Source organism: Ochrobactrum sp. MYb379 (genome assembly GCF_037479515.1).
Taxonomy (GTDB): Bacteria; Pseudomonadota; Alphaproteobacteria; order Rhizobiales; family Rhizobiaceae; genus Brucella.
In genome coordinates this window covers 37,732-57,560 of record NZ_JBBGYW010000020.1, presented here as the reverse complement: position 1 = coordinate 57,560, position 19,829 = coordinate 37,732, and the positions used below count along the sequence as shown (strand labels likewise).

Here is a 19,829-nt window from a genome sequence, read left to right as displayed (position 1 = left end):
ATTAAGGGAGATTAAAATGCGAACCGTTACAGGTCTGTTTGATGTTTATTCATCAGCTAAGGTAGCTGTTTCAGAACTCGAGTCTGCTGGTATTCCATCGTCCGACATCAGCATTGTTTCACGCGACCATGAGAAAGAAAGCAATGCTGCTGAAGGTGCTGGCGTTGGTGCAGGTATCGGTGCTGCAGTCGGTGGTGCGGGTGGATTGCTGACTGGTCTCGGCATTATGGCCATTCCAGGTGTCGGACCTGTCGTTGCGGCAGGTTGGTTAGCGGCAACACTTACTGGCGCAGTTGGAGGTGCCGTTGTTGGTGGTGCAGCAGGCGGATTAATCGGTGCATTCACTGAAGCGGGAGTGCCTGAAGAAGACGCACATCTCTATGCAGAAGGTGTAAGACGTGGCGGCACTGTGGTCACTGCAAAAGTGCCTGACGATCGCTACGCAGAAGCAGAGGCTATTCTCTCCCGTGCAAATCGCGTCGACCTTGTAGAGCGCCGCCGCGTTTATACCGAAGATGGGTGGCAGCGATTTGATACGGCCGCAGCACCATACACGGCTGATGAAGTACAACGTGAGCGCAGTCGTTATCTATAAAGCACGCGATCATAGACCATATCGATGGTCAAAAACTTCTGACCATCGATATGAAATAGAGAGTTGAAGGCTTCTTGGTCAATTCTCATACCAATCTTCAGTCGCTCTTATACCGAAACCATCAATTGATGCTTCTTATGACTAAGAGCGGTGAAAAGTTATCAGGAGAACCTATTATGGATCACAGTAAACATACGCGCCTTTTATCAACAGAGCTGACACCTTCCATTCTGGAGGGGGCAGTTGTTTATGGAGCCGATGATCAAAAAATCGGTAAAGTAGATCACGTCCATGGTATGGGTTCTGCAAGTCAAGTGATTGTTGATGTGGGAGGTTTTCTTGGTATTGGAGCTAAGCCCGTGGCGGTAGCTTTAACCGATCTTGATTTCATGCGCGATGAAAGCGGAAATGTTCACGCTGTGACGAACTGGACCAAAGACCAGCTAAAAGAAATGCCAGAGCATCGCGATTAATCGCTACAATTAAAAACCCGGCCTATTGCTGGGTTTTTCATTTAAAAGGTCTCTTGGCACGCGGCTACATAGTGTAATTGAATTTATTGCGATTATTTGAATAATCAAGAAATTCATCCCATCCAAATACAAAATATAGTTCTCATTATTACGTAATAATAATAATAAATTTTATTTAAAAACAAGTAATAACTAATTATTTGTATTTTTCCTGATATAAAATTGTTAGATATTAGGTGAGATAAATTTTATAAATTTGAACTTATAGACTTAAGAAATTAATTTCTACAATTTGTTGATATCCATTTTTTCAGCCCTACAATTATATACTGACAGATTTGCAGGCAGGTATGTCCATACGAAAGGAACCGCTGATGAAGAGGTTATTGCGCGCCGTTTTGACAGCGGCCACTCTGGTTCTGGCTTCAGCGACATTTCACGCTGGCGCGCAGACACCGCCCGATGTTCTGATCGTCGGGCAGATTGCTGAACCGCAATCGCTTGACCCACACACGGTCACGGCGACCAATGATTTCCGCATCCTTGTGAACATCTATGACGGTCTGGTGCGCTATAAGGATGGCACTCTGGAAATCGAGCCGGCGCTTGCTGAAAGCTGGACCATTTCGGACGATGGCAAAACCTATACATTCAAGCTGCGACAGGGCGTGAAATTCCACGACGGTTCGGATTTCAACGCGGAAGCGGTCAAATTCAACTTCCAGCGGATGCTGAACAAGGATCATCCGTTCTACAATACCGGCCCGTTCCCCCTCTCCTTTAACTTTGAATCCATTGAAAGCGTCAATGCCGTGGATGCAAACACAGTCGAGTTCAAGCTGAAAGAGCCGTTCGCGCCCTTCCTGTCTAACCTCGCCTATCCAACCGGCCTCATCGTTTCGCCAGCCGTCGTCGAACAATATGGCGCTGAATTTGGTCGCCATCCGTCGGGCACCGGCCCATTCAAATTTGCCGAATGGCAGTCTGGCCAGCGCGTGGTCGTCGAGCGTAATCCCGACTACTGGGATAAGGCTTCGACCTTGAATGCAATTGTTTTCCGTCCCATCACCGACGCCAATACGCGCGTTGCTGAAATGATGGCAGGTGGCATCGACATCATGGTCGAGGTGCCGCCGGATAATCTCGTAACCTTCAAGCAGGATGCAAATTTCGCCGTCGCAGAACAGGCGGGGCCGCATGTCTGGTTCAGCATTCTCAACACGAAAAGCGGACCGTTCGCCGACAAGAAAGTTCGTCAGGCTGCAAATTATGCAGTCAACAAACAGGGCCTTGTCGATAATGTCCTGCAAGGTTCTGCAACAGTCGCGGCTGGTCCCGTGCCGCCTGCATTCAACTGGGTTGATGATAAGACCGAGCCCTATCCTTACGATCCGGAAAAAGCCACGGCCTTGTTGCAGGAAGCAGGCGCGACCAATCCTGAACTTACATTCTATGTGACAGAAGGTGGCTCGGGGATGCTTGACCCGATCAATATGGGCGCAGCTATTCAGGCTGATCTTCAAGCCGTCGGTTTCAAGGTGAAGATTGAAACCTACGAGTGGAACACCTTTCTTGGTCGTGTGAATTCCGGCCTCGATGGCAAGGCAGACATGGCTGAAATGGCATGGATGACCAATGATCCAGACACGGTTCCATTTCTCACGCTTCGCACAGAAGCCCTGCCGGACAAAGGCGGCTTTAACTCGGGCTATTATTCCAATCCGAAAGTCGATGAACTGCTGACCAAGGCCCGCACATCGACCGATCAGGCAGAGCGCGGCAAGCTTTACGGCGAGATCCAGTCTATCGTGCACGACGATGCGCCATGGCTCTTTGTTGCCAATTGGAAACAAAACGCTGTCACCACAGCTGCAGTTCAGGGCTTCAAGCTCCAGCCGTCATTCCTGCTGCATCTCAAAGATGTAACCAAACAATAAAGCTTTGTGCCAGAGGTCAAAGGCCGCTGGCACAATCTTGCCTGCGCATTTTAATCAGAAGCGAAACCCGGTTTTGCACAAAATGCGCCCCAGATGAAGCGGAGGAGGGCCAATGCCAGCCTATATCTTCAAGCGGCTCATCGCAGTCGTTCCCGTACTTTTCGGGCTGTCCATCATCGTGTTTTTGGTGATGGCATCAATTCCCGGCGATACTGCCACAGCGCTGCTCGGCTCTTATGCAACGCCGGAAAATGTCGAGCGTATCAATCGTGATCTCGGCCTCGACAAACCACTTGTCCAGCAATATTTCATCTGGATCGGCAATCTGTTGCACGGCGATTTCGGTCGCTCCTTCGTGCTCAATCGTCCTGTTCTTGATGAGGTGCTGGAACGCTTTCAGGCAACGCTCATTCTGGCAGGAGTTGCTCTCGTGCTCTGTTCGATCTTCGGACTTTTCGCAGGCATTGTCTCAGCCGTTCGTCAGTTTGGCTGGGCAGATCGCACTATCACTTTCATCGTTCTGGCAGGCATTTCGATCCCGTCATTCTGGCTTGGCCTTCTACTGATTTATCTCTTTGCAGTGCATTGGCGCATCCTCCCGGCATCAGGCATGTATGCCGTCTATGGCGGCGGTGACCTCAAGGACCTTATCTGGCATCTGATCCTGCCAGCATCGACGCTTGCCGTCGTTGCTGCCGGTGTGATTGCCCGGTTGACGCGCGGCGCAATGCTTGAAGTGCTGCGTCAGGATTATATTCGCACCGCACGCGCCAAAGGGCTCAATGAGCGTCGCGTAATTTACGGCCACGCCTTTCGTTCAGCCCTTGTCAGTGTCATTCCCGTTATCGGCATTCAGGCAGGCTTCGTGCTGGGCGGTGCGGTCTATATCGAGACCGTGTTTCAATGGCCCGGTATCGGCGCCATGCTTGTGAAGGCAATTTCGACCCGCGACATCCTGCTTGTGCAGGGCGGCGTGCTGATCGTGGCGGCCAGCTATGTGCTGTTCAATCTGCTCGCCGATGTCCTTCAGACCATCCTAGATCCGAGGATACGCACATGAGTGCCGTTTCGGAAACCTACGCGCCAGCCACTTCTGCACGCCTGTCGTCATGGCGTCTGCTGATGAGCAATCGTCTGGCAGCTTTTGGCTTTTTTCTGCTCGCGCTCATCTGCGTGCTGATAATACTCGTGCCAATCCTTCCATTACCCAACCCGAATGCGACAGCACCTGCAAACCGGCTGCAACCCGTCTTCTCTGCAGGTCATCTGCTGGGCACAGACCAGCTTGGACGCGATATTCTGAGTCGCCTTCTCTGGGGCGCACGGGTCTCGGTCGCGGTTGGCTTTGCAGCCACGCTGATTGCCGCCGTGATCGGATCGGCTGTCGGCATCGTCGCAGGCTATGCAGGCGGGCGCACCGACAACTTTATGATGCGCGGCATCGATATGCTGATGGCCTTCCCCTATATCCTGCTGGCTCTTGCAATCGTTGCAGCGCTCGGACCGGGATTGATGAATGCGCTTTATGCAATTGCTGTCGTCAATATCCCGTTCTTTGCACGTAATGTGCGCGGCACAACACTCGGCCTTGCCAATCGCGAATTTGTGGATGCTGCCCGGCTTTCTGGCAAAGGGCACATTTCAATCCTGCTTACCGAAGTGTTGCCCAACGTTTTGCCGGTTATCGTCATCACCATGTCGACCACGGCAGGCTGGATGATCCTTGAAACGGCAGGCCTCAGCTTTCTGGGTCTTGGAGCGCAGCCGCCACAGGCTGATCTTGGCTCTATGCTCGGAGAAGGCCGCGCGCAGATGTTCACGGCACCACATGTTTCCATCGTGCCGGGCCTGATGATCTTTCTGATTGTCATCAGCCTCAATGTGCTGGGCGATGGCATCCGCGATGTGCTTGATCCCCGTTTGCGCTCCGGTGCTCTCGCACGCCCAGGCTCGGTAACGGCAATCGCCAGGAACAGAACCGTGCCCAAGCCAAGGACGCTGGATGCAGCCCTCGCGGTCGAAAAGCTCGAAACAGGCTTCGTCAACAATGGCATCTACACGCCTGCGGTCAACAGTGTTTCCATGCATCTTAATCGCGGTGAATGTCTTGGCCTGATTGGCGAAAGCGGCTCAGGCAAAAGTGTCACCGCACTCTCCATCATGGGGCTGGTGGCCTCACCACCCGGTTTGATCCGCAACGGCGCCATCTATCTTGACGGCGAAGATGTACTCGACATGAGCGAAACCGAACTGACCGCCATGCGCGGCAGCAAGGTCGCCTATGTCTTTCAAGATCCGTTGACCACGTTGCACCCGATGTATTCAATCGGCAAGCAAGTTGAAGAGGCAATCGCTGCGCATAAATCGATCAGCGCATCCGAACGCCGGGCGGAAGCTATCGCCTTGCTGGAGAAAGTGGGTATTCCGGATGCAAAGGAGCGTGCAGATCATTACCCGCACCAGCTTTCCGGTGGTCAGCGTCAGCGTGTCGGCATAGCCATGGCACTTGCAAATGATCCCGACATCATCATCGCTGATGAACCGACCACCGCACTTGATGTGACCGTACAGGCGCGCATTCTTGAGCTTTTACGCGATCTCCAGCGCGAACGCGGAATGGCGCTTTTGTTCATCACTCATGACTTCGGCGTCGTCTCCGAAATCTGCGATCGCGTTGCCGTCATGAAAGACGGGGTGATTGTCGAGACAGGGACCGCCAGAGAGGTGCTCGCCAATCCGCAACATAGCTATACCAAGGGGCTGATTGCCTGCGTGCCGGAACTTGGCAACGGCAAGGACTTCTATGAGCGCGTAGCAAAGCTGTTCAGTCGCAAACAGACGGAGGCCGCCACATGAGTCAGGCTGCAATCAGCGTCCACAATCTGAGCAAAACCTTTGGTGGCGGACGCACATTTTTCGGCAGACAGCGCCATGCTGTTGAAGCGGTCAAGTCTGTGTCGCTCAATCTCGCGCGCGGCGAAACACTGGCAATTGTAGGCGAAAGCGGATCAGGAAAAAGCACGTTGGCGCGAATGCTGGTGGGGCTTACAGAGCCGAGCGAGGGCACGATGAAAATCGCCGGGCAGGATGCCAGCGCGCTTCGCCGCTCTGGTCCGCGGGCTTTTGGCAAGGTGATCCAATATGTGTTTCAGGACCCGGCGGCGTCGCTTAATCCGCGCAAGACCATCCGGCAGATACTGGAAACACCCCTGAAACTGCTGGGTGAACTTGATAGTCAAATGGGCCAAAAGCGGATGGAAGAACTGCTCGATGCCGTTAAGATGCCAAATGATACTCTTCTGCGCTATCCGCATGAATTTTCCGGCGGGCAGGCACAGCGTATCGCCATTGCCCGCACACTTGCAGCAGATGCCGAAATCATCGTGCTGGATGAGCCGGTAAGTGCGCTTGATGTCTCCGTTCAGGCGCAAGTGCTGCTGCTGCTCGATGAGCTCAAACAGCAGTTCGGACTGTCCTATCTCTTCATCAGCCATGATCTTGCGGTGGTGGAAGCCATCAGCGATCGCGTTGCTGTCATGTATTATGGAGAAATCGTCGAGGAAGCGACCGCCGGGGACCTTTTTGCGAAGCCACAACATGCCTATACACGTCAGTTGATAGACAGCGCGCCGCGCATGAAAAGAGATTAGCAGACAAGTAGAAAAATTAGGAATAATAGTCTTATGGAATTTAGGTTACAGATGAGAGATCGACGGCGTGACGTTTCACATGCCGCTTCAGAATGAAATACCGGCATTGAATTTCCTCCTTAAGCCCACCATTTGGTAAGCGATGCCAAAAGAAAAAGAAGGCGCAAGTGTCGCCACTGAGTTGATCAAAACATGGGAGTTGCCGTTATCGGCGACACTCGGTTCTTCTGTACGCGCTAAGGGTATTTTACAGGACATTAGGGCCAGACTTCCCATAACGGTCCGCAAAGCCCTTACTCTGGACTCAAAAACACTTATCTTGACTGCATCCTACAATTTGCGAACGACTTTCCGTGCTGCAATAACGATTGTGGATGAAGCGCTCAAAAACATCGCTGTTTTACCCATTATTCCGCGTGAAATTGAAGATATTCTAGTAATCACGAGTACGGAAAGGCGCAGATGGTTAAATGATGGGCGCCTGTCGAGCGCAGGGACCCGCACAGTCCGATTAAGAGGTCGGGCAAAAAAGATAACCTTCCATGTTTTTGATATCGAGTTAATCGAAGATATTCTGGATCGCGATATGGTAATGATTTGGCGTGAAGAAGATTTGGTGACTGCGTCTGAAAACAGGCGACGCGCGGCAATGAAAGCGAAACTTCTCCGGGCTACTAAAATTAAAAAGGCTAGTGCACTTAATTCGGAAGCAAACATTGCAGAACCGAAACTGCAAGGCTGGGATGAGTTTAATCTGGATGGATTTTTAAAGTAAAAATCAATTCGATAAATGCTCTTCGTGTTATATTCTGAATGCCGCTTCGCTTACTCAAGACTTGTTAATATTTCCCGATCCAGCTCGTTGCTCCCTATGTAAATTGTTCTTCACACGATATTGAATCAAGCGCGGTTGGCACTAAGTCATCAGTAATATCATTGGATGGCAAAAATGAAAAGCAAAGCATTCGCAATTCTATTGCTTTCTGCTCTTACAGGGTGTGTCGGCAATGATGCCCTCAATAATCAAACACGCATTGTTCCGGTAGAAAACTTTGAAGCAAATCGCTATCTCGGAAAATGGTATGAGCTTGGTCGCATAGAGAATAGCTTCGAGCGTGGCATGACAAAAACAACTGCCCATTACTCGTTGAATAAAGACGGAACAATCAAAGTCATCAATGCGGGTTTTGATCCTGCAAAGGGGGCATATCGCAGCGCTATCGGTAAAGCAAAGTTCGCCACTACACCAAATGTAGGCGCACTCAAGGTCTCGTTTTTCGGACCGTTTTACGGTGGTTATAATGTGGTCGCACTCGATAAGAATTATCAGTGGGCAATCATAGTTGGTCCGAACCCTGATAAATATTTTTGGATTCTCTCGCGGAAACCCAAGCTGAATAGTTCTCTTAAAAGCAAGGCATTATCTGTTGCAAAAAATATGAGAATTAATCCTTCAAAAATAATTTGGGTCTCACAAAATTCGGCTATTAATTAAATAGTATTTCCCGGTTTTTTATCTGTACTATGGAGCAAATAAAAATATGGTATATAGACTTGGAAGCATGAGGACAAAATATTATTTTCTTACTCCGAAGATACCGTTGAATTTTTCTCAATCTCCTTAGCGATATGATCCTTACCGTTAGAGAATAATGCAAGTGTGACAAGAGCAAAGACCATTATAATAATTGCCACATCGAAGGCATTAACAGCGCAAGCGATGCCAATGGCACCGGTAGACCAGAGGCTTGCTGCAGTAGCAGTTCCCTTAACTGAGGTACTCAGGCGCAAAATCGCTCCGCCACCTATGAAACCCATGCCTGTAATAACCCCTTCTATGATGCGAGCCATCGCTTCTGGATTATCCGCAGTTAAGCCTTCAGTGGCTTGCACAAAGCCACAACTCGCGACTGCCACAAGCGGAAATGTTCTGAGACCTGCGCTGCGTTCCTCTCGCTCGCGATGCCAACCAATTGGCAAAGCTAATATGTACGCAGCAGCCAAGGTTATAACATGCGGCCAGACATTAAAATTATCCGCATTCAAGACTTCATGAAGTGCCGATTGAAACTGATCCATCATTTTCCCACACGCGACTATTTCGCGTGCTTAACGATTATTTTTGAATAACGTTCCATCATTAAGAAGTGGTTCGGTTTGTCTGAACAGTTTCGGGCGTTTTGTTAAGTGGACTTCCGCCTCGCTTATGCCGCCACCATCATTGGTGTCAGCGCGTTAAAGTAGACCTGATCCGGTGTTTGTCGGTCAAGCGATGAATGTGGGCGTCGGCTGTTGTAGAAATTCAGATATCTGCCGATGCCAGTGCGGGCCTCGGACACGGTTTTGTAGGCGTGAAGATAAACCTCTTCGTATTTGATTGATCGCCAGAGCCGCTCGACAAAGACATTGTCCCGCCACGAACCCTTGCCATCCATCGAGATGGCGATCTCTGCCTTTTTCAACACGTTAGTGAAGTCGATGGACGTGAACTGTGATCCTTGATCGGTGTTGAATATTTCCGGCTTTCCATAGCGGTCCAGAGCTTCCTCAACCGCTTCGATGCAGAAGTCCGCCTCCATCGTTATCGACAGTCGCCATGACAGAACCCGGCGGCTGAACCAGTCGACGACAGCGCACAGATAGACAAAACCACGAGCCATCGGAATATACGTTATATCCATTGCCCACACCTGATTGGGTCTGGTGACCGCTAGCTTGCGCAGGAGATAGGGATAGATTTTATGCCCTGGCGTTGGCTTGGAGGTGTTTGGGCGACGGTAAATCGCTTCAAGGCTCATCTTCTTCATCAGTGTTGAGACATGCAGCCGCCCAACCTCAAGCCCTTCTCCTTTCAAAAGCCCCTGCAACATCCGACTTCCCGCGAATGGATATTCCAGATGCAATTCATCGATCCGGCGCATCAGTGCCAAATCGCCATCCGATACAGGGCGCGGTGAATAGTAGACACTGCTACGGCTGAACCCGAGGAGCTTTGCCTGTCGGGCGACCGAAAGCTTGTGAGCGCGGTCGATCATTTCCTTCCGCCCAGCAATCCCGCCTTGCTGAGCGCTCCGGCTAAAAAATCGTTCTCCAGAGTTAGCTCACCGATCTTGGCATGCAGCGTTTTAACGTCGACGGTTGGCTCTGCTGGTTCCGCCTTGGTATCGTGGCCGAAAACACCGATCGCCCCCTCAAGAAGCTGATCTTTCCATTGCTTTATCTGGTTCGCGTGCACGTCAAACTGCTGGGATAATTCCATTAGCGTCTGCTCGCCTCTGATCGCAGCGACCGCAACTTTTGCCTTGAAAGCTGGGCTATGGTTTCGGCGTGGTCGTCTCGTCATGGTATCTCCTGTTCCCGGCATCTAAGCCGAACTCAGGCAGAATTTCCACTTATCCTGGCTGTGCAGATTTCCCGAGCCACTTCTTTAATCACTGTATTGAAATAGCTGCGACGAGTCGGTCATATCGTCTTGCATAAATGAATGCATCAAATTTAAATTCTTTCTTAGGGATCGAGCCATTGACCTATTGTGCAAGTTAAGCGTCTCAAGGGCCCTGTTACCTTAACCTAAGCGTAAGCATCAGTGGCGATAACGGGTGATTACCGAACCACTTTTTCTTCGCTTTATCGTCGCCACCGTTATCCCGTTGAGATAATTGCCGAAGCTGTATGGTTGTATTTCCGCTTTCCATTGAGCTTTAGCATGGTTGAAGATATGCTGGCATATCGCGGGATCATCGTCACATATAAGACTTTCCGCGAATGGGCTGAGAAGTTCGGGCAAGCCTATGCCAATACCATCCGTCGTCGTACGCCCCGGCGAGGTGACGAATGTGTGATATCCATCAAAGGTGAGCATCACATTCTTTGGGTAGCGGTTGATCAGGATGGCCTTGTACTGCATGTCCTTGTTCAAAAACACCGCAACACTAAGGCAGCCAAGCGTTTCACGCGCAAACTAATCTGTGCTCAGGGCTGCGCACCACGAATTATGGTCACCGATAAACTAAGATCATATGGCGCTACCAGACGAGCAATAGGCCTTGGTGTTTGCAATCATCGCCAGCATAAAGGTTTGAACAATCGGGCAGAGAACTCGCATCAGCCGTTCCGACGACGAGAGCGTGTTATGAAGCGCTTTAAATCAGCACGACATTTATAAAAGTTCGCTTCCATTCACGATCCTATTTACAACCTGCATTGCTTGATAAGAAATACTTTCAGTCCCGACTGATCACCGTGAATTACGACAAGCCGCAACAAGCATGTGGTGCGAAACTGCATGCTTGAAATCTGCATAACAGGGGAGCCAAAGAATGACTTACGTCTGTACTCTGCTTAACGTAACAGTGCCCTGCCCACTATTACGCCGCCTGTTGGTTGGCGCTTACGGTCAGGTGGATACCAAGGGCTTTCATCACACCAAGGAGTGTTGAAAGCTTAGGGTCGCCTTTTTCGCTCAGGGCTTTGTAAAGGGCTTCGCGGGTTACGCCTGCTTCTTTCGCAACATTGGTCATACCAAGAGAACGAGCAATGTCTCCGAGAGCCATAGCAATATCCTTGCTATCGCCATCTTCAAAGGCGGCTTCGAGATAAGCAACTCGATCCTCTGGTGTTTTCAGGTAATCGAGAATGTCAAAACGGGAGGTTTCGAGGGGCATATTAAATCTCCTTTGCCATCTGCTTCGCCAGTGAAATGTCTCGGCTTTGTGATGACTTATCGCCGCCGCACAACAGCACAACAATGGTTGACCCCATTGTTACAAAATAAATCCGATAACCGGGGCCGCAGGTAATCCGCATTTCGCTGACACCTTCTCCAACGGCTTTCACGTCACCGGGATTGCCAAGCTCCATTCTACGGATGCGTGTGTAACAATCCTTAGACGAGCATTGTTGTCCCGAAGCTCGGCGAGCCATTTAGCAAATGTTGTGGTTTTGCGAACTTCGATCACGCGTAATCTTTAGTTTACAAAGAAGCGTTTGTCAATAGAAATGTGAACTTTAGATTACATCAGCATTATGTAACGAAGGGGTGATGGCGTTATCCCTGCCTGCTCAGGCTACTGCACCCACGACATCATCCATTTGCCCATGTCGTTCGTGAAGCTGATTTCTAGCCACCACCCCAAGAACAATAATGCTGAAATCAAACTCAGCGCTGTCACCGTCGATATCGCTTTGTTCAAATAAAAATACCCCACCGAGTAAGCAAATAAGATGGCCGGTTTGCGTGAGGGGAGACAATACGCAGTGCGCTGGAGAATTGTAAATATGACAAACATCATTTCGCAAAACATGGTTGTCACTACGGCGTAGTCGGGCACGAGTGACAAGCCTTGGTCTGCGTGGCGCAATTATGTGAACCGTGGCAACGTGGTCGCGGTGTTTGAAGATGCGCTTCACCCGGCAAGCAATCTGGGAAATACGAACACGGCTCTCGTTTGGCGCTCAACCTCACTAGATAAACAGACCGTCGATATTGAGCTGGGCGGTAGCGTCCCGATTGGTGGTGTCATGTCTGGATGGCGCCCGTTTGGCAGTATGATTTTGGTGATGATTTAGCTTTGCGGGTCGGGTGCAGTCATGTCTTCGGCCTGGTTATGCAGCACGATATGATCGCTGGCCCTGATGCTTTCCGCGAGAACAGATCCTTATCATAGGTATTGCCAAGTTGTTTGAGGTAGGCCGCAGATACCCGTTGGGCACTGTTAACCTTAACTCCGGTGTAATATTATGTGACGATAATAGGGCATGACCGAACCTCGTTCTTCGCTTTATCACCGCCACCGTTATCACGTTGAAATAATTGCCGAAGCTGTATGGTTGTATTTCCGCTTTCCTTTGTGCTTTAGCATGGTTGAATAGATGCTGGCATATCGCGGGATCATCGTCACATATAAGACTTTCCGCGAATGGGCTGAGAAGTTCGGGCGACTAACTACCTGATAGTCCACGTTTTCGTCCGCACCCCCAACTTAAATTTTTAAAAAATGGCCGGTGAAAAAAGGATGTCTCACCAGCCACAGCAATGCTCAATAGGACTTAGAATTTTACGCTAAGCTTGGCCTTACCCGAGTTCTGATTAAAGCTCGAACCATGCTGACCAGAATATTCAAGACCCAGTGTCGTATGGTTACCGAGATCGATATCAAAACCAGCCTTGATAATCGCAGTATCCTTGGCAATTGGTGCGCCAGCCACCTCAAATACTGTTCCAGCATCAAACGCAGCAGCCGCAGTCGGTATAGTGTCGCCATAGGCGTGCTGCCAGCCGACTGCTCCGTTGAGTCTGGCATTCATGCTACCGAACACGACAGGAGCAGAAACACGAAGACCAAGCGTAGTAAACGTAGTTGTCGTTGTTTCTTTTCCAATCTGAAGCGCAGCATTGCCACCCTGCTCGTTGAAGCGGTCTGTTTGCAGACGCACTACAGCAACATTCGCAAATGGCTCAATCGCAGTTCCATTCAGATCGAAACGATGTGAGAGCTCCCCAAAAGCCTGGAAGGTATTTGCGCTGTAATCCGTATCAAGACTTTCTGCAAAGCCCGGGAAGGCGACAAAGCGATCCGTTTCGATTTTGTGCCAGCTATAGGCAACGCCTGCTTTGAGCAGTGTCGCGTCCCATTGACTGCCCCCATAGATGCCCAGATGATAATTATCGCTGTGACCTGACGAGTCGCGATCATTCACATCGAAGCTGGTGCGGCTATATCCTGCGAGTGCACCCAGTCTCCAGTTTTCGACAACTTCCGCATCATAACCTGCAACGAAGCCACCCGTGGATTGCTTCAACCTAGCCGCATTTCCGTCAGCTCCGGTTTGACTCCATTGACCAAGCGCCTGCCCCCAGATTGCTGCGCGAGCTGCGGAAATCTGAGCTGAATCGGCATCTGTTGCGACCGACGAGGATGCAGCATTTCGCTCACCACCAAATGCTGCGCCAATGCGATCCATAACTGCATTTCGAACAATGGAACTGTCATTGATGATCGCAGTTCGCGTTGAAGCATGAACTTCACCCGAAAGAGCATTGAATGCGCGGCGCGCATTATCTTCGCTGTCCTGCATGACGACCGTATCGTAAACAGCGTTGTCAGCACCAAGCTCTTCCACAGCGAGGGCTACCGACTTCTGATTACTTGTCTTTGCTGTGGCAATGAAGTCGACATCGTTACGAGCGATATCAAGGTAAACCGCATTGGCGTCATAAGCCAAACCGAGATCTACAAAAGGCATGTTCTGGCTCATATCGCCAAATGTACCTGTGATGCCGCCTTCAGCACTCAGAATGGTGTAACGCTTGCCCGGCATATAGGTGCCAGCAGCCTTTTCTACATAAACCTTAGCGCCACCAAGCGCTGCGGTTCCACTCACATCGATACGGTCACTTTTACCGGCGGCATCAATTTCAGCAACATAAGTAGCTCCCGCATCAAATTCCAGGTTGCCAGTAACCTTCAGCGTGCCAATTGAATTGCCCGGCGCTATGATACTGCCAGCACCAGCGTAAAGTCCGCCGATGAAGCCAGCACCACTAAGATGTGCGCCGTTTTCAACGCTAACCGTGCCGCCAAGGAAGGCACCTGAATGGGATGCATCACCGATGACCAGACCGCCTTCTTTTACAGTTGTACCACCTGTATAGATGTTGGCACCATTAAGAACCAGAACACCTGTGCCGGACTTCGTAAGGCTACCAGTACCGTCCATGTTGCCGTCAAAACGCGTATTGGCAGACTGGTTTACAGTCAAAGCTGCAGAGCCAAGGCTCAACGTTCCACCCTCACCCATCAGTGACGACATGCTCACATTGAAATTATTGAGATCAAGCTTGCCACCATTCAAGGCGAAAGCCGTGTTGTTGACGAATGCACCATCTACACCAGCCTGAAGCACACCGCCTTCAACCAAAGTTCCGCCAGTATAGTTGTTTGCCTGCCCAAGAACGAGCGTACCGGGTCCACGCTTGAGAAGAGCGCCCGCGCCCGTGGCTTGCTGCAACAATGTCACGCGGTTGTTTGCATCAGCGATGTCGATCCATCCAAGCCGTTCAAGCGACACGGTGCGATCCAGTGTTTTCATATCGCTGCCGGTTACGCGCAAACCGCCATCAATGAGACGCAGGCGAGCAACGGCATTGCCAAGAGCTGCATCTTCGCTGACGAGAATCGTTCCGCCGTCGGTGACTGCTGTTTCACCAATGAAGGAATGATCATCAATACAATAGTCCTTGATGGCCTGCTGGAAGCGCGCATCGGTGCTATCGCAGTTGAGCAATGTCTTCTTCTCTTCAAGCGTCAGATCGTTCAGGATTGGTGTGCCATTGGCATCCGAAATCTGGCCAAGATAGAGATCTGTACGATGGTTGTTTCGCGTAAGAACAAATTCCTTGTTCTTGTCCTCAAAACCATAAGCATTGGCACCCCAAACAAGGCGTGTTTTCTGGACTTGGTTTTCCGAATAGGTCTGCAACTGAGGCCCGACCCAGCGGAAATCGTGCGCAACGGGTTCATGATCCGAGATTGCTTCTGGCTGGCGGCCCGGCCGAGTCACTTTTACGTCTTTAATCACCCCGGTATAGGGATCATTGGGATCATCTACAATCTCATACCACTTCCCGAATGGTCGCGAGACGAGGAAATGGTCGATCTTGGCGCGGTCCCAGCTCGCCCAGGTATTGGTTGCGTCTTCGCCTGCCGATGGCCATGTGGTGCTACCATCGTTTAGATCATGTGGCTTGAAACCTTCACGGGCCGCATCAGTCTGAAGCAGCATATACTGCTTCTTGAGAACATTCATGGTAACTGGCGTGTTGTTATCAACCGCATAGGTTTCTTCTTGCAGACCAACATCCTTACCAGCTCTGTAGGCGACTGAAAGAGCGTCACCCCATTGCTTCCACGACAGGCTGTCGATATTTTGTCCAGCATATGCTTCCTGTATGACCGCGCGCATAGTCTGCTGATTGGCGTTGAGAACATATTGCCGTGTCAGGTCGCGGTAAAATGGATTGCCGTCAGACTGCTGCATCAGTCTGATTTGTGCATCAATATGATGAAGTCCACGCTCAGAAACATCACCAGCATTGAAATCGCCAAGAACGATGATTGGCTGATTAAATCCCTTTGCCCATGTATTGAGGGCTTTGGCTTCGTTCAGGCGACCAGTTGAACCATCTGCATAATCAAGATGAACCGTACCGATCATTGTCTGCGGGCGGGAACCTTGGGCATCCAGCTGAGTGTAGCTGACATAGCGCCCCTGCGTCGATCCACCCAGATTAAGTGTTCCAAACGTGCCTGGCAGACGCGAAATAATACCCACATCGCCGACTTGCACGTTGCCGTAAGTGCCACGACCAGCGGTTTGGAGAAAATCGGGGATACGCGTAACGTAAGTACTACCGTTGATTTCCTGCATACCGAGGACATCAAAATTGGCGGCTGCCATAAAATCCGCGGTCAGTTCCGGGCTCTGTTTGAACTTGTTCCAAATATTGAGCGTCATGACACGAATGTCATAGCTATCGGCCGCGCGTGCCGGAACGGCGGCTATACCTGCAACTGCAACACCACATAAAAGCTGCGCAGTTAAAGCAATAAGTTTTCGGTTACGTTTGGTTGTCCCCGGAACCATCCCTTAGTCCTTTTCTTGGAAAATACATCCATTTCATCAATGTGACAGCCGGATTGATCATCCAACTTCACCTGACGCTGAAATGACAGAGTTTAATGTCACTTTTATTACATTTTACTCTAGGGCGGCTTTGGAAGACTCAATTTCCTCGCTCCATGAACAGTAAATGTCATTAATATTACATTTTTATTTGCTATAGCCTCTGGGAGTTCTTGTGGCCTAAGCCCACAATTTCCTTGCCTATTTGAACCTGGGAATGAGAGATGGATCTGAGCAACAACGCGCATAAGGATGCGACAGCAAATATGAGCGAACTTTCTGGTTCCGGTGGCAAAAAGAAAGAAATCCGGCAGCAAATGCTGCTTCAGTGGATTGAGAACAGCCATTATGTTTCGTTGGAGGAGATCGCTGAACGATTTCGCGTTACTACGCAAACAGCCCGACGTGACATTGCGGATCTGGAGCATCAGGGCAAAGTCAGAAGGTTACATGGTGGCGTATCACAGCTAGCTCCGCTGGACCCCATCACCTATCGTCAGCGCAGGCATGATAGGGCCGATGAAAAGGCTCGAATTGCTGAAGCAGTGGTCGCGCTCATTCCCGATAACGCCACTATTTTTCTTGACACTGGCACCACATGCGAAGCAATTGCCAATGCGCTTGTAAGCAGAGAACGCCTGCATGTTGTCACATATAGTCTGAGATCCGCCGCCATTATTAGTGAGAAAACGGATTTCACTTTAGCAGTTCCTGGTGGCTTTGTTCGACCTATCGATGGTGGCATGTTTCAGGAAGATACACCGGAATTCATCCGACGCTTCAAGTTCGACTATGCAATCATTTCCGTCAGCGGCGTTGATAATGACGGCGATCTATGTGACGACGACCATACGGAAGTGGCCGTCGTTTCAGCCGCATTGCGGCAGGCAGCACACAAGTTACTGGCAGTGGACAGTTCAAAATTCGGTAAACGTGCAATGGTCAGACTTGGTTCAATTCACGAAATAACTGCAGTCATAACAAATGAAATGCCAGCACCGATTTTGACAGGCCTACTTGAGGAAGCCAATATCTCTATTATTCTCTCGTCGTAGAAGCATTTTTGCTGGCTCCCTAAGACTCATGAGAGACTGCTCCAAAAAGGATTGAACGATTCATTCGATGGGGATCACGATAGCTTAGACTGCAGCCGCTCGTCGACAGTATGAACGTCGGAACTCGCGTTACGCAAGCGATTTAACGGATGCAGAACGGGTTGCCATCTGCGTGTTATGTCTGCACCGAGCCGTCTTGGGCGCCTCGCAAGACGGATTTGCGTGAGGTGTTCAACGGGCTGCTTTATCTTGCTTCATCAGGTGGCGTATGGCGGTCTTTACCATCGGTTTTCCACCATTCTCCACGGTGCAAAATACTTTTATCGATGGCGAGATGAAGGGATGTTGCGCAGGATCAACAACGCGCTCGTAACGGCAGCGCGCGAGTTGGCCGGGAAGCAGCCTAGCCTTACCGTTGGCGTGGCTAATTGCCAGTAAAGATTCTCAATTCCAATTCAAGTCCGTCGACCCGTGTATCACTAAGAAGCGTGATGGATATTAGAAGCCCATTGTCGACCTCCTTAACTTATAATGCAAGGTATTCAAAGCACTTCGACATATAAGATAACCTCGAGCTTTTGTCTTGTTGTCCGCAACTCAAATTGTTAGAAGTTAAAATAGATAATTTGAGGAAGATCAGGGTAATGATCAATAAATATGAGCCGCGGCCTCGCACCAGGGGCAGTCTTGTTGTCAAAACAAGTGACGAGCTTAAAGAGGCGATCCAAGCTGGCACTTTTAAGCCAGGAATGAAATTGCCAAGTGAAGCGAAGCTAACGGAATCTATGGGTGTGAGCCGTACAGTCATTCGAGAGGCTATCGCAGCGTTGCGCGCAGACGGTCTTGTTGAAGCACGACAAGGAGCAGGTGTGTTCGTGCTTGAAGCGCAGCCGCAAGAGACATTGCCGTTTCAAAACCTGAATTACGAGCGAATTTCGTCTGTTATTGAGCTTCTTGAGCTGAGAACAGGCGTCGAGATCGAAGCTGCCGGACTTGCTGCCGTAAGGCGCTCACCGCAGCAGGAAGAAAATATATTCATTTGCCACCGACAGGTTCTGTCCTGCCTTGAAGCTGGACAATCCACGGCCGAGGCGGATTTTGCATTGCATATTGCCATAGCCGACGCATCCAACAATCCGCGGTTTCGAGAGTTCCTGACGATGATCGGTAACGGCGTCATCCCACGCGCAGCTCTTCAGCCTGGTAATGATACAAGTTCTGGCAATTATATCGCTCACCTGCATAAAGAACATGAGCAGATTATTGAGGCTATCGCAACCGGAGATGAAGATGGTGCACGAGAAGCGATGCGTAGCCACCTGAAGGGCAGCCAGATGCGGTATCGCGCAATTTTGCGGCAGGTACGCGATAACTTATAATATAAGTTGTTGACACTCATCATCTGACTCTACTACAGTCCATATGAAACTTCGCTCTAAAGGGAACTTCATATGGAACCGCAACAGATCAAACAAAAACTGGGCGCCGGATTGCTGTCTTTTCCGGTCACGCATTTCGATAATGAAGGACGGTTTGCGCCTGAAAGCTATAAAGCGCATGTCGAATGGCTATCAAGTTTCGACGCGCCGGTTCTTTTCGCAGCCGGCGGAACAGGTGAGTTTTTCTCACTGCGTCCCGACGAAATTCCTGCGATTGTATCTGCCGCCAAGGAAGCTGCGGGCAACAGCGACACCGCTATTGTTTCGGGTTGCGGTTATGGCACTGAAGTCGCTATCGATATTGCACGATCGGCGGAAAAAGCTGGTGCAGACGGTATTCTGCTTTTGCCGCATTATTTGATTGATGCGCCACAGGAAGGCTTATACGAACATATTAAACGTGTTTGCCAGTCGATTGGAATTGGCGTCATGGTTTACAACCGTGACAACTCGGTCATCCAGCCTGACACATTGGCTCGCTTGTGTGATGACTGCCCTAATCTGGTGGGCTTTAAGGATGGTGTCGGCGACATCGGGCTTGTTCGTCAAATCACTGCAAAAATGGGCGACCGTCTGACCTATCTGGGTGGAATGCCAACAGCAGAACTCTTTGCAGAAGCGTATCTCGGCGCAGGCTTTACCACCTATTCATCGGCAGTATTCAACTTCGTACCGGGTCTGGCAGTTGAGTTTTATAACGCGCTACGCGCTGGCGAACGAGCCACTTGTGAACGCATCCTGAATGACTTCTTTTATCCGTTCATGGCCATTCGCAACCGTCGCAAAGGCTATGCTGTCGCGGCAGTCAAAGCTGGCGTTCGTCTGCAGGGTTTTAACGCTGGCAAGGTCCGATCGCCTCTCTCCGATCTGACACATGAAGAAGAGAGAATGCTTGAGGCTTTGATCGGCAAATATGCTCGAAAGCAAGCTGCCTGAGTCACAATAATAAACAAAAGCCGCAGGTTATCACCTGCGGCTTTTTCAGTTTAACGTACT

At 50.2% G+C, this 19,829-nt stretch carries 16 protein-coding genes and 3 pseudogenes; 14 read left to right on the top strand and 5 right to left on the bottom strand.

Annotated elements, in window-relative coordinates; all coding sequences use genetic code 11:
- The first annotated feature begins 16 nt into the window (after positions 1 to 16).
- From WH356_RS22025 to WH356_RS21990, 8 genes are all read left to right on the top strand, one after another.
- Positions 17 to 595 (top strand): hypothetical protein, encoded by a 579-nt coding sequence (locus WH356_RS22025; RefSeq protein ID WP_339514703.1) that lies wholly within the window; start codon positions 17 to 19, stop codon positions 593 to 595.
- Between the two features lie 176 nt (positions 596 to 771).
- The gene (locus WH356_RS22020; RefSeq protein WP_339514701.1) at positions 772 to 1,068 is read left to right on the top strand and encodes a PRC-barrel domain-containing protein; all 297 of its coding nucleotides are present in this window, start codon (positions 772 to 774) and stop codon (positions 1,066 to 1,068) included.
- A gap of 374 nt (positions 1,069 to 1,442) precedes the next feature.
- The gene (locus WH356_RS22015) at positions 1,443 to 3,005 is read left to right on the top strand and encodes an ABC transporter substrate-binding protein (RefSeq protein ID WP_339514699.1); all 1,563 of its coding nucleotides are present in this window, start codon (positions 1,443 to 1,445) and stop codon (positions 3,003 to 3,005) included.
- Positions 3,006 to 3,117: 112 nt separating this feature from the next.
- Entirely contained in the window at positions 3,118 to 4,065 is a 948-nt protein-coding gene (locus WH356_RS22010) for an ABC transporter permease (RefSeq protein ID WP_339514697.1), read from the top strand.
- The gene (locus WH356_RS22005; protein ID WP_339514695.1) at positions 4,062 to 5,861 is read left to right on the top strand and encodes a dipeptide/oligopeptide/nickel ABC transporter permease/ATP-binding protein; all 1,800 of its coding nucleotides are present in this window, start codon (positions 4,062 to 4,064) and stop codon (positions 5,859 to 5,861) included. The genes WH356_RS22010 and WH356_RS22005 overlap by 4 nt, the downstream gene beginning before the upstream one ends.
- Positions 5,858 to 6,655, top strand: a complete 798-nt coding sequence (locus tag WH356_RS22000; RefSeq protein ID WP_339514693.1) for an ATP-binding cassette domain-containing protein — start codon at positions 5,858 to 5,860, stop codon at positions 6,653 to 6,655. Before WH356_RS22005 ends, WH356_RS22000 begins: the two co-directional genes overlap by 4 nt.
- A 142-nt stretch (positions 6,656 to 6,797) precedes the next feature.
- Complete coding sequence (locus tag WH356_RS21995) at positions 6,798 to 7,430, top strand: hypothetical protein (protein ID WP_339514691.1); 633 nt, start codon at positions 6,798 to 6,800, stop codon at positions 7,428 to 7,430.
- 174 nt (positions 7,431 to 7,604) lie between these two features.
- Positions 7,605 to 8,150 carry a lipocalin family protein gene (locus WH356_RS21990; RefSeq protein WP_339514689.1) on the top strand — a complete coding sequence of 182 codons (546 nt, stop codon included), beginning with the start codon at positions 7,605 to 7,607 and terminating at the stop codon, positions 8,148 to 8,150.
- An 89-nt stretch (positions 8,151 to 8,239) separates the two neighbouring features.
- On the opposite strand, the gene WH356_RS21985 is transcribed toward WH356_RS21990, so the two are convergent.
- Together WH356_RS21985 and WH356_RS21980 are read right to left on the bottom strand one after the other, a co-directional pair.
- Positions 8,240 to 8,734, bottom strand: coding sequence for an MgtC/SapB family protein (locus WH356_RS21985; RefSeq protein WP_339514743.1), 495 nt, complete (start codon positions 8,732 to 8,734; stop codon positions 8,240 to 8,242).
- A 125-nt stretch (positions 8,735 to 8,859) separates the two neighbouring features.
- Positions 8,860 to 9,998 (bottom strand): IS3 family transposase gene (locus WH356_RS21980; protein WP_265984890.1). Its coding sequence is split into 2 segments (ribosomal slippage): positions 8,860 to 9,731 and positions 9,731 to 9,998, totalling 1,140 coding nucleotides; the frame shifts between segments, so codons are not numbered across the junction.
- Between the two features lie 249 nt (positions 9,999 to 10,247).
- Between WH356_RS21980 and WH356_RS21975 the strand changes: the two are divergent.
- Positions 10,248 to 10,959: pseudogene (locus tag WH356_RS21975) on the top strand (IS6 family transposase).
- Positions 10,960 to 11,022: 63 nt separating this feature from the next.
- Here WH356_RS21975 and WH356_RS21970 read toward each other — a convergent pair.
- Complete coding sequence (locus tag WH356_RS21970) at positions 11,023 to 11,319, bottom strand: addiction module antidote protein (protein ID WP_339514684.1); 297 nt, start codon at positions 11,317 to 11,319, stop codon at positions 11,023 to 11,025.
- 1 nt (position 11,320) lies between these two features.
- Positions 11,321 to 11,613 (bottom strand): annotated as a pseudogene (locus tag WH356_RS21965) (type II toxin-antitoxin system RelE/ParE family toxin).
- Positions 11,614 to 12,019: 406 nt separating this feature from the next.
- On the opposite strand from WH356_RS21965, the gene WH356_RS21960 reads away from it, so the two are divergent.
- Together WH356_RS21960 and WH356_RS21955 are read left to right on the top strand one after the other, a co-directional pair.
- Positions 12,020 to 12,223 (top strand): hypothetical protein, encoded by a 204-nt coding sequence (locus WH356_RS21960; RefSeq protein WP_339514682.1) that lies wholly within the window; start codon positions 12,020 to 12,022, stop codon positions 12,221 to 12,223.
- A 189-nt stretch (positions 12,224 to 12,412) separates the two neighbouring features.
- A pseudogene (locus WH356_RS21955) lies at positions 12,413 to 12,595 on the top strand (IS6 family transposase); the annotation flags it as partial.
- A gap of 108 nt (positions 12,596 to 12,703) precedes the next feature.
- On the opposite strand, the gene WH356_RS21950 reads toward WH356_RS21955, so the two are convergent.
- Positions 12,704 to 16,300, bottom strand: coding sequence for an autotransporter domain-containing protein (locus WH356_RS21950; protein ID WP_339514680.1), 3,597 nt, complete (start codon positions 16,298 to 16,300; stop codon positions 12,704 to 12,706).
- Positions 16,301 to 16,563: 263 nt separating this feature from the next.
- Here WH356_RS21950 and WH356_RS21945 point away from each other — a divergent pair, with 263 nt between their 5' ends.
- From WH356_RS21945 to kdgD, 3 genes are all read left to right on the top strand, one after another.
- Positions 16,564 to 17,394 carry a DeoR/GlpR family DNA-binding transcription regulator gene (locus tag WH356_RS21945; RefSeq protein ID WP_339514678.1) on the top strand — a complete coding sequence of 277 codons (831 nt, stop codon included), beginning with the start codon at positions 16,564 to 16,566 and terminating at the stop codon, positions 17,392 to 17,394.
- A 644-nt stretch (positions 17,395 to 18,038) separates the two neighbouring features.
- Entirely contained in the window at positions 18,039 to 18,773 is a 735-nt protein-coding gene (locus WH356_RS21935; protein ID WP_339514676.1) for a FadR/GntR family transcriptional regulator, read from the top strand.
- A 72-nt stretch (positions 18,774 to 18,845) separates the two neighbouring features.
- The gene (gene kdgD / locus WH356_RS21930) at positions 18,846 to 19,769 is read left to right on the top strand and encodes a 5-dehydro-4-deoxyglucarate dehydratase (RefSeq protein ID WP_339514674.1); all 924 of its coding nucleotides are present in this window, start codon (positions 18,846 to 18,848) and stop codon (positions 19,767 to 19,769) included.
- The last annotated feature ends 60 nt before the right edge of the window (positions 19,770 to 19,829 follow it).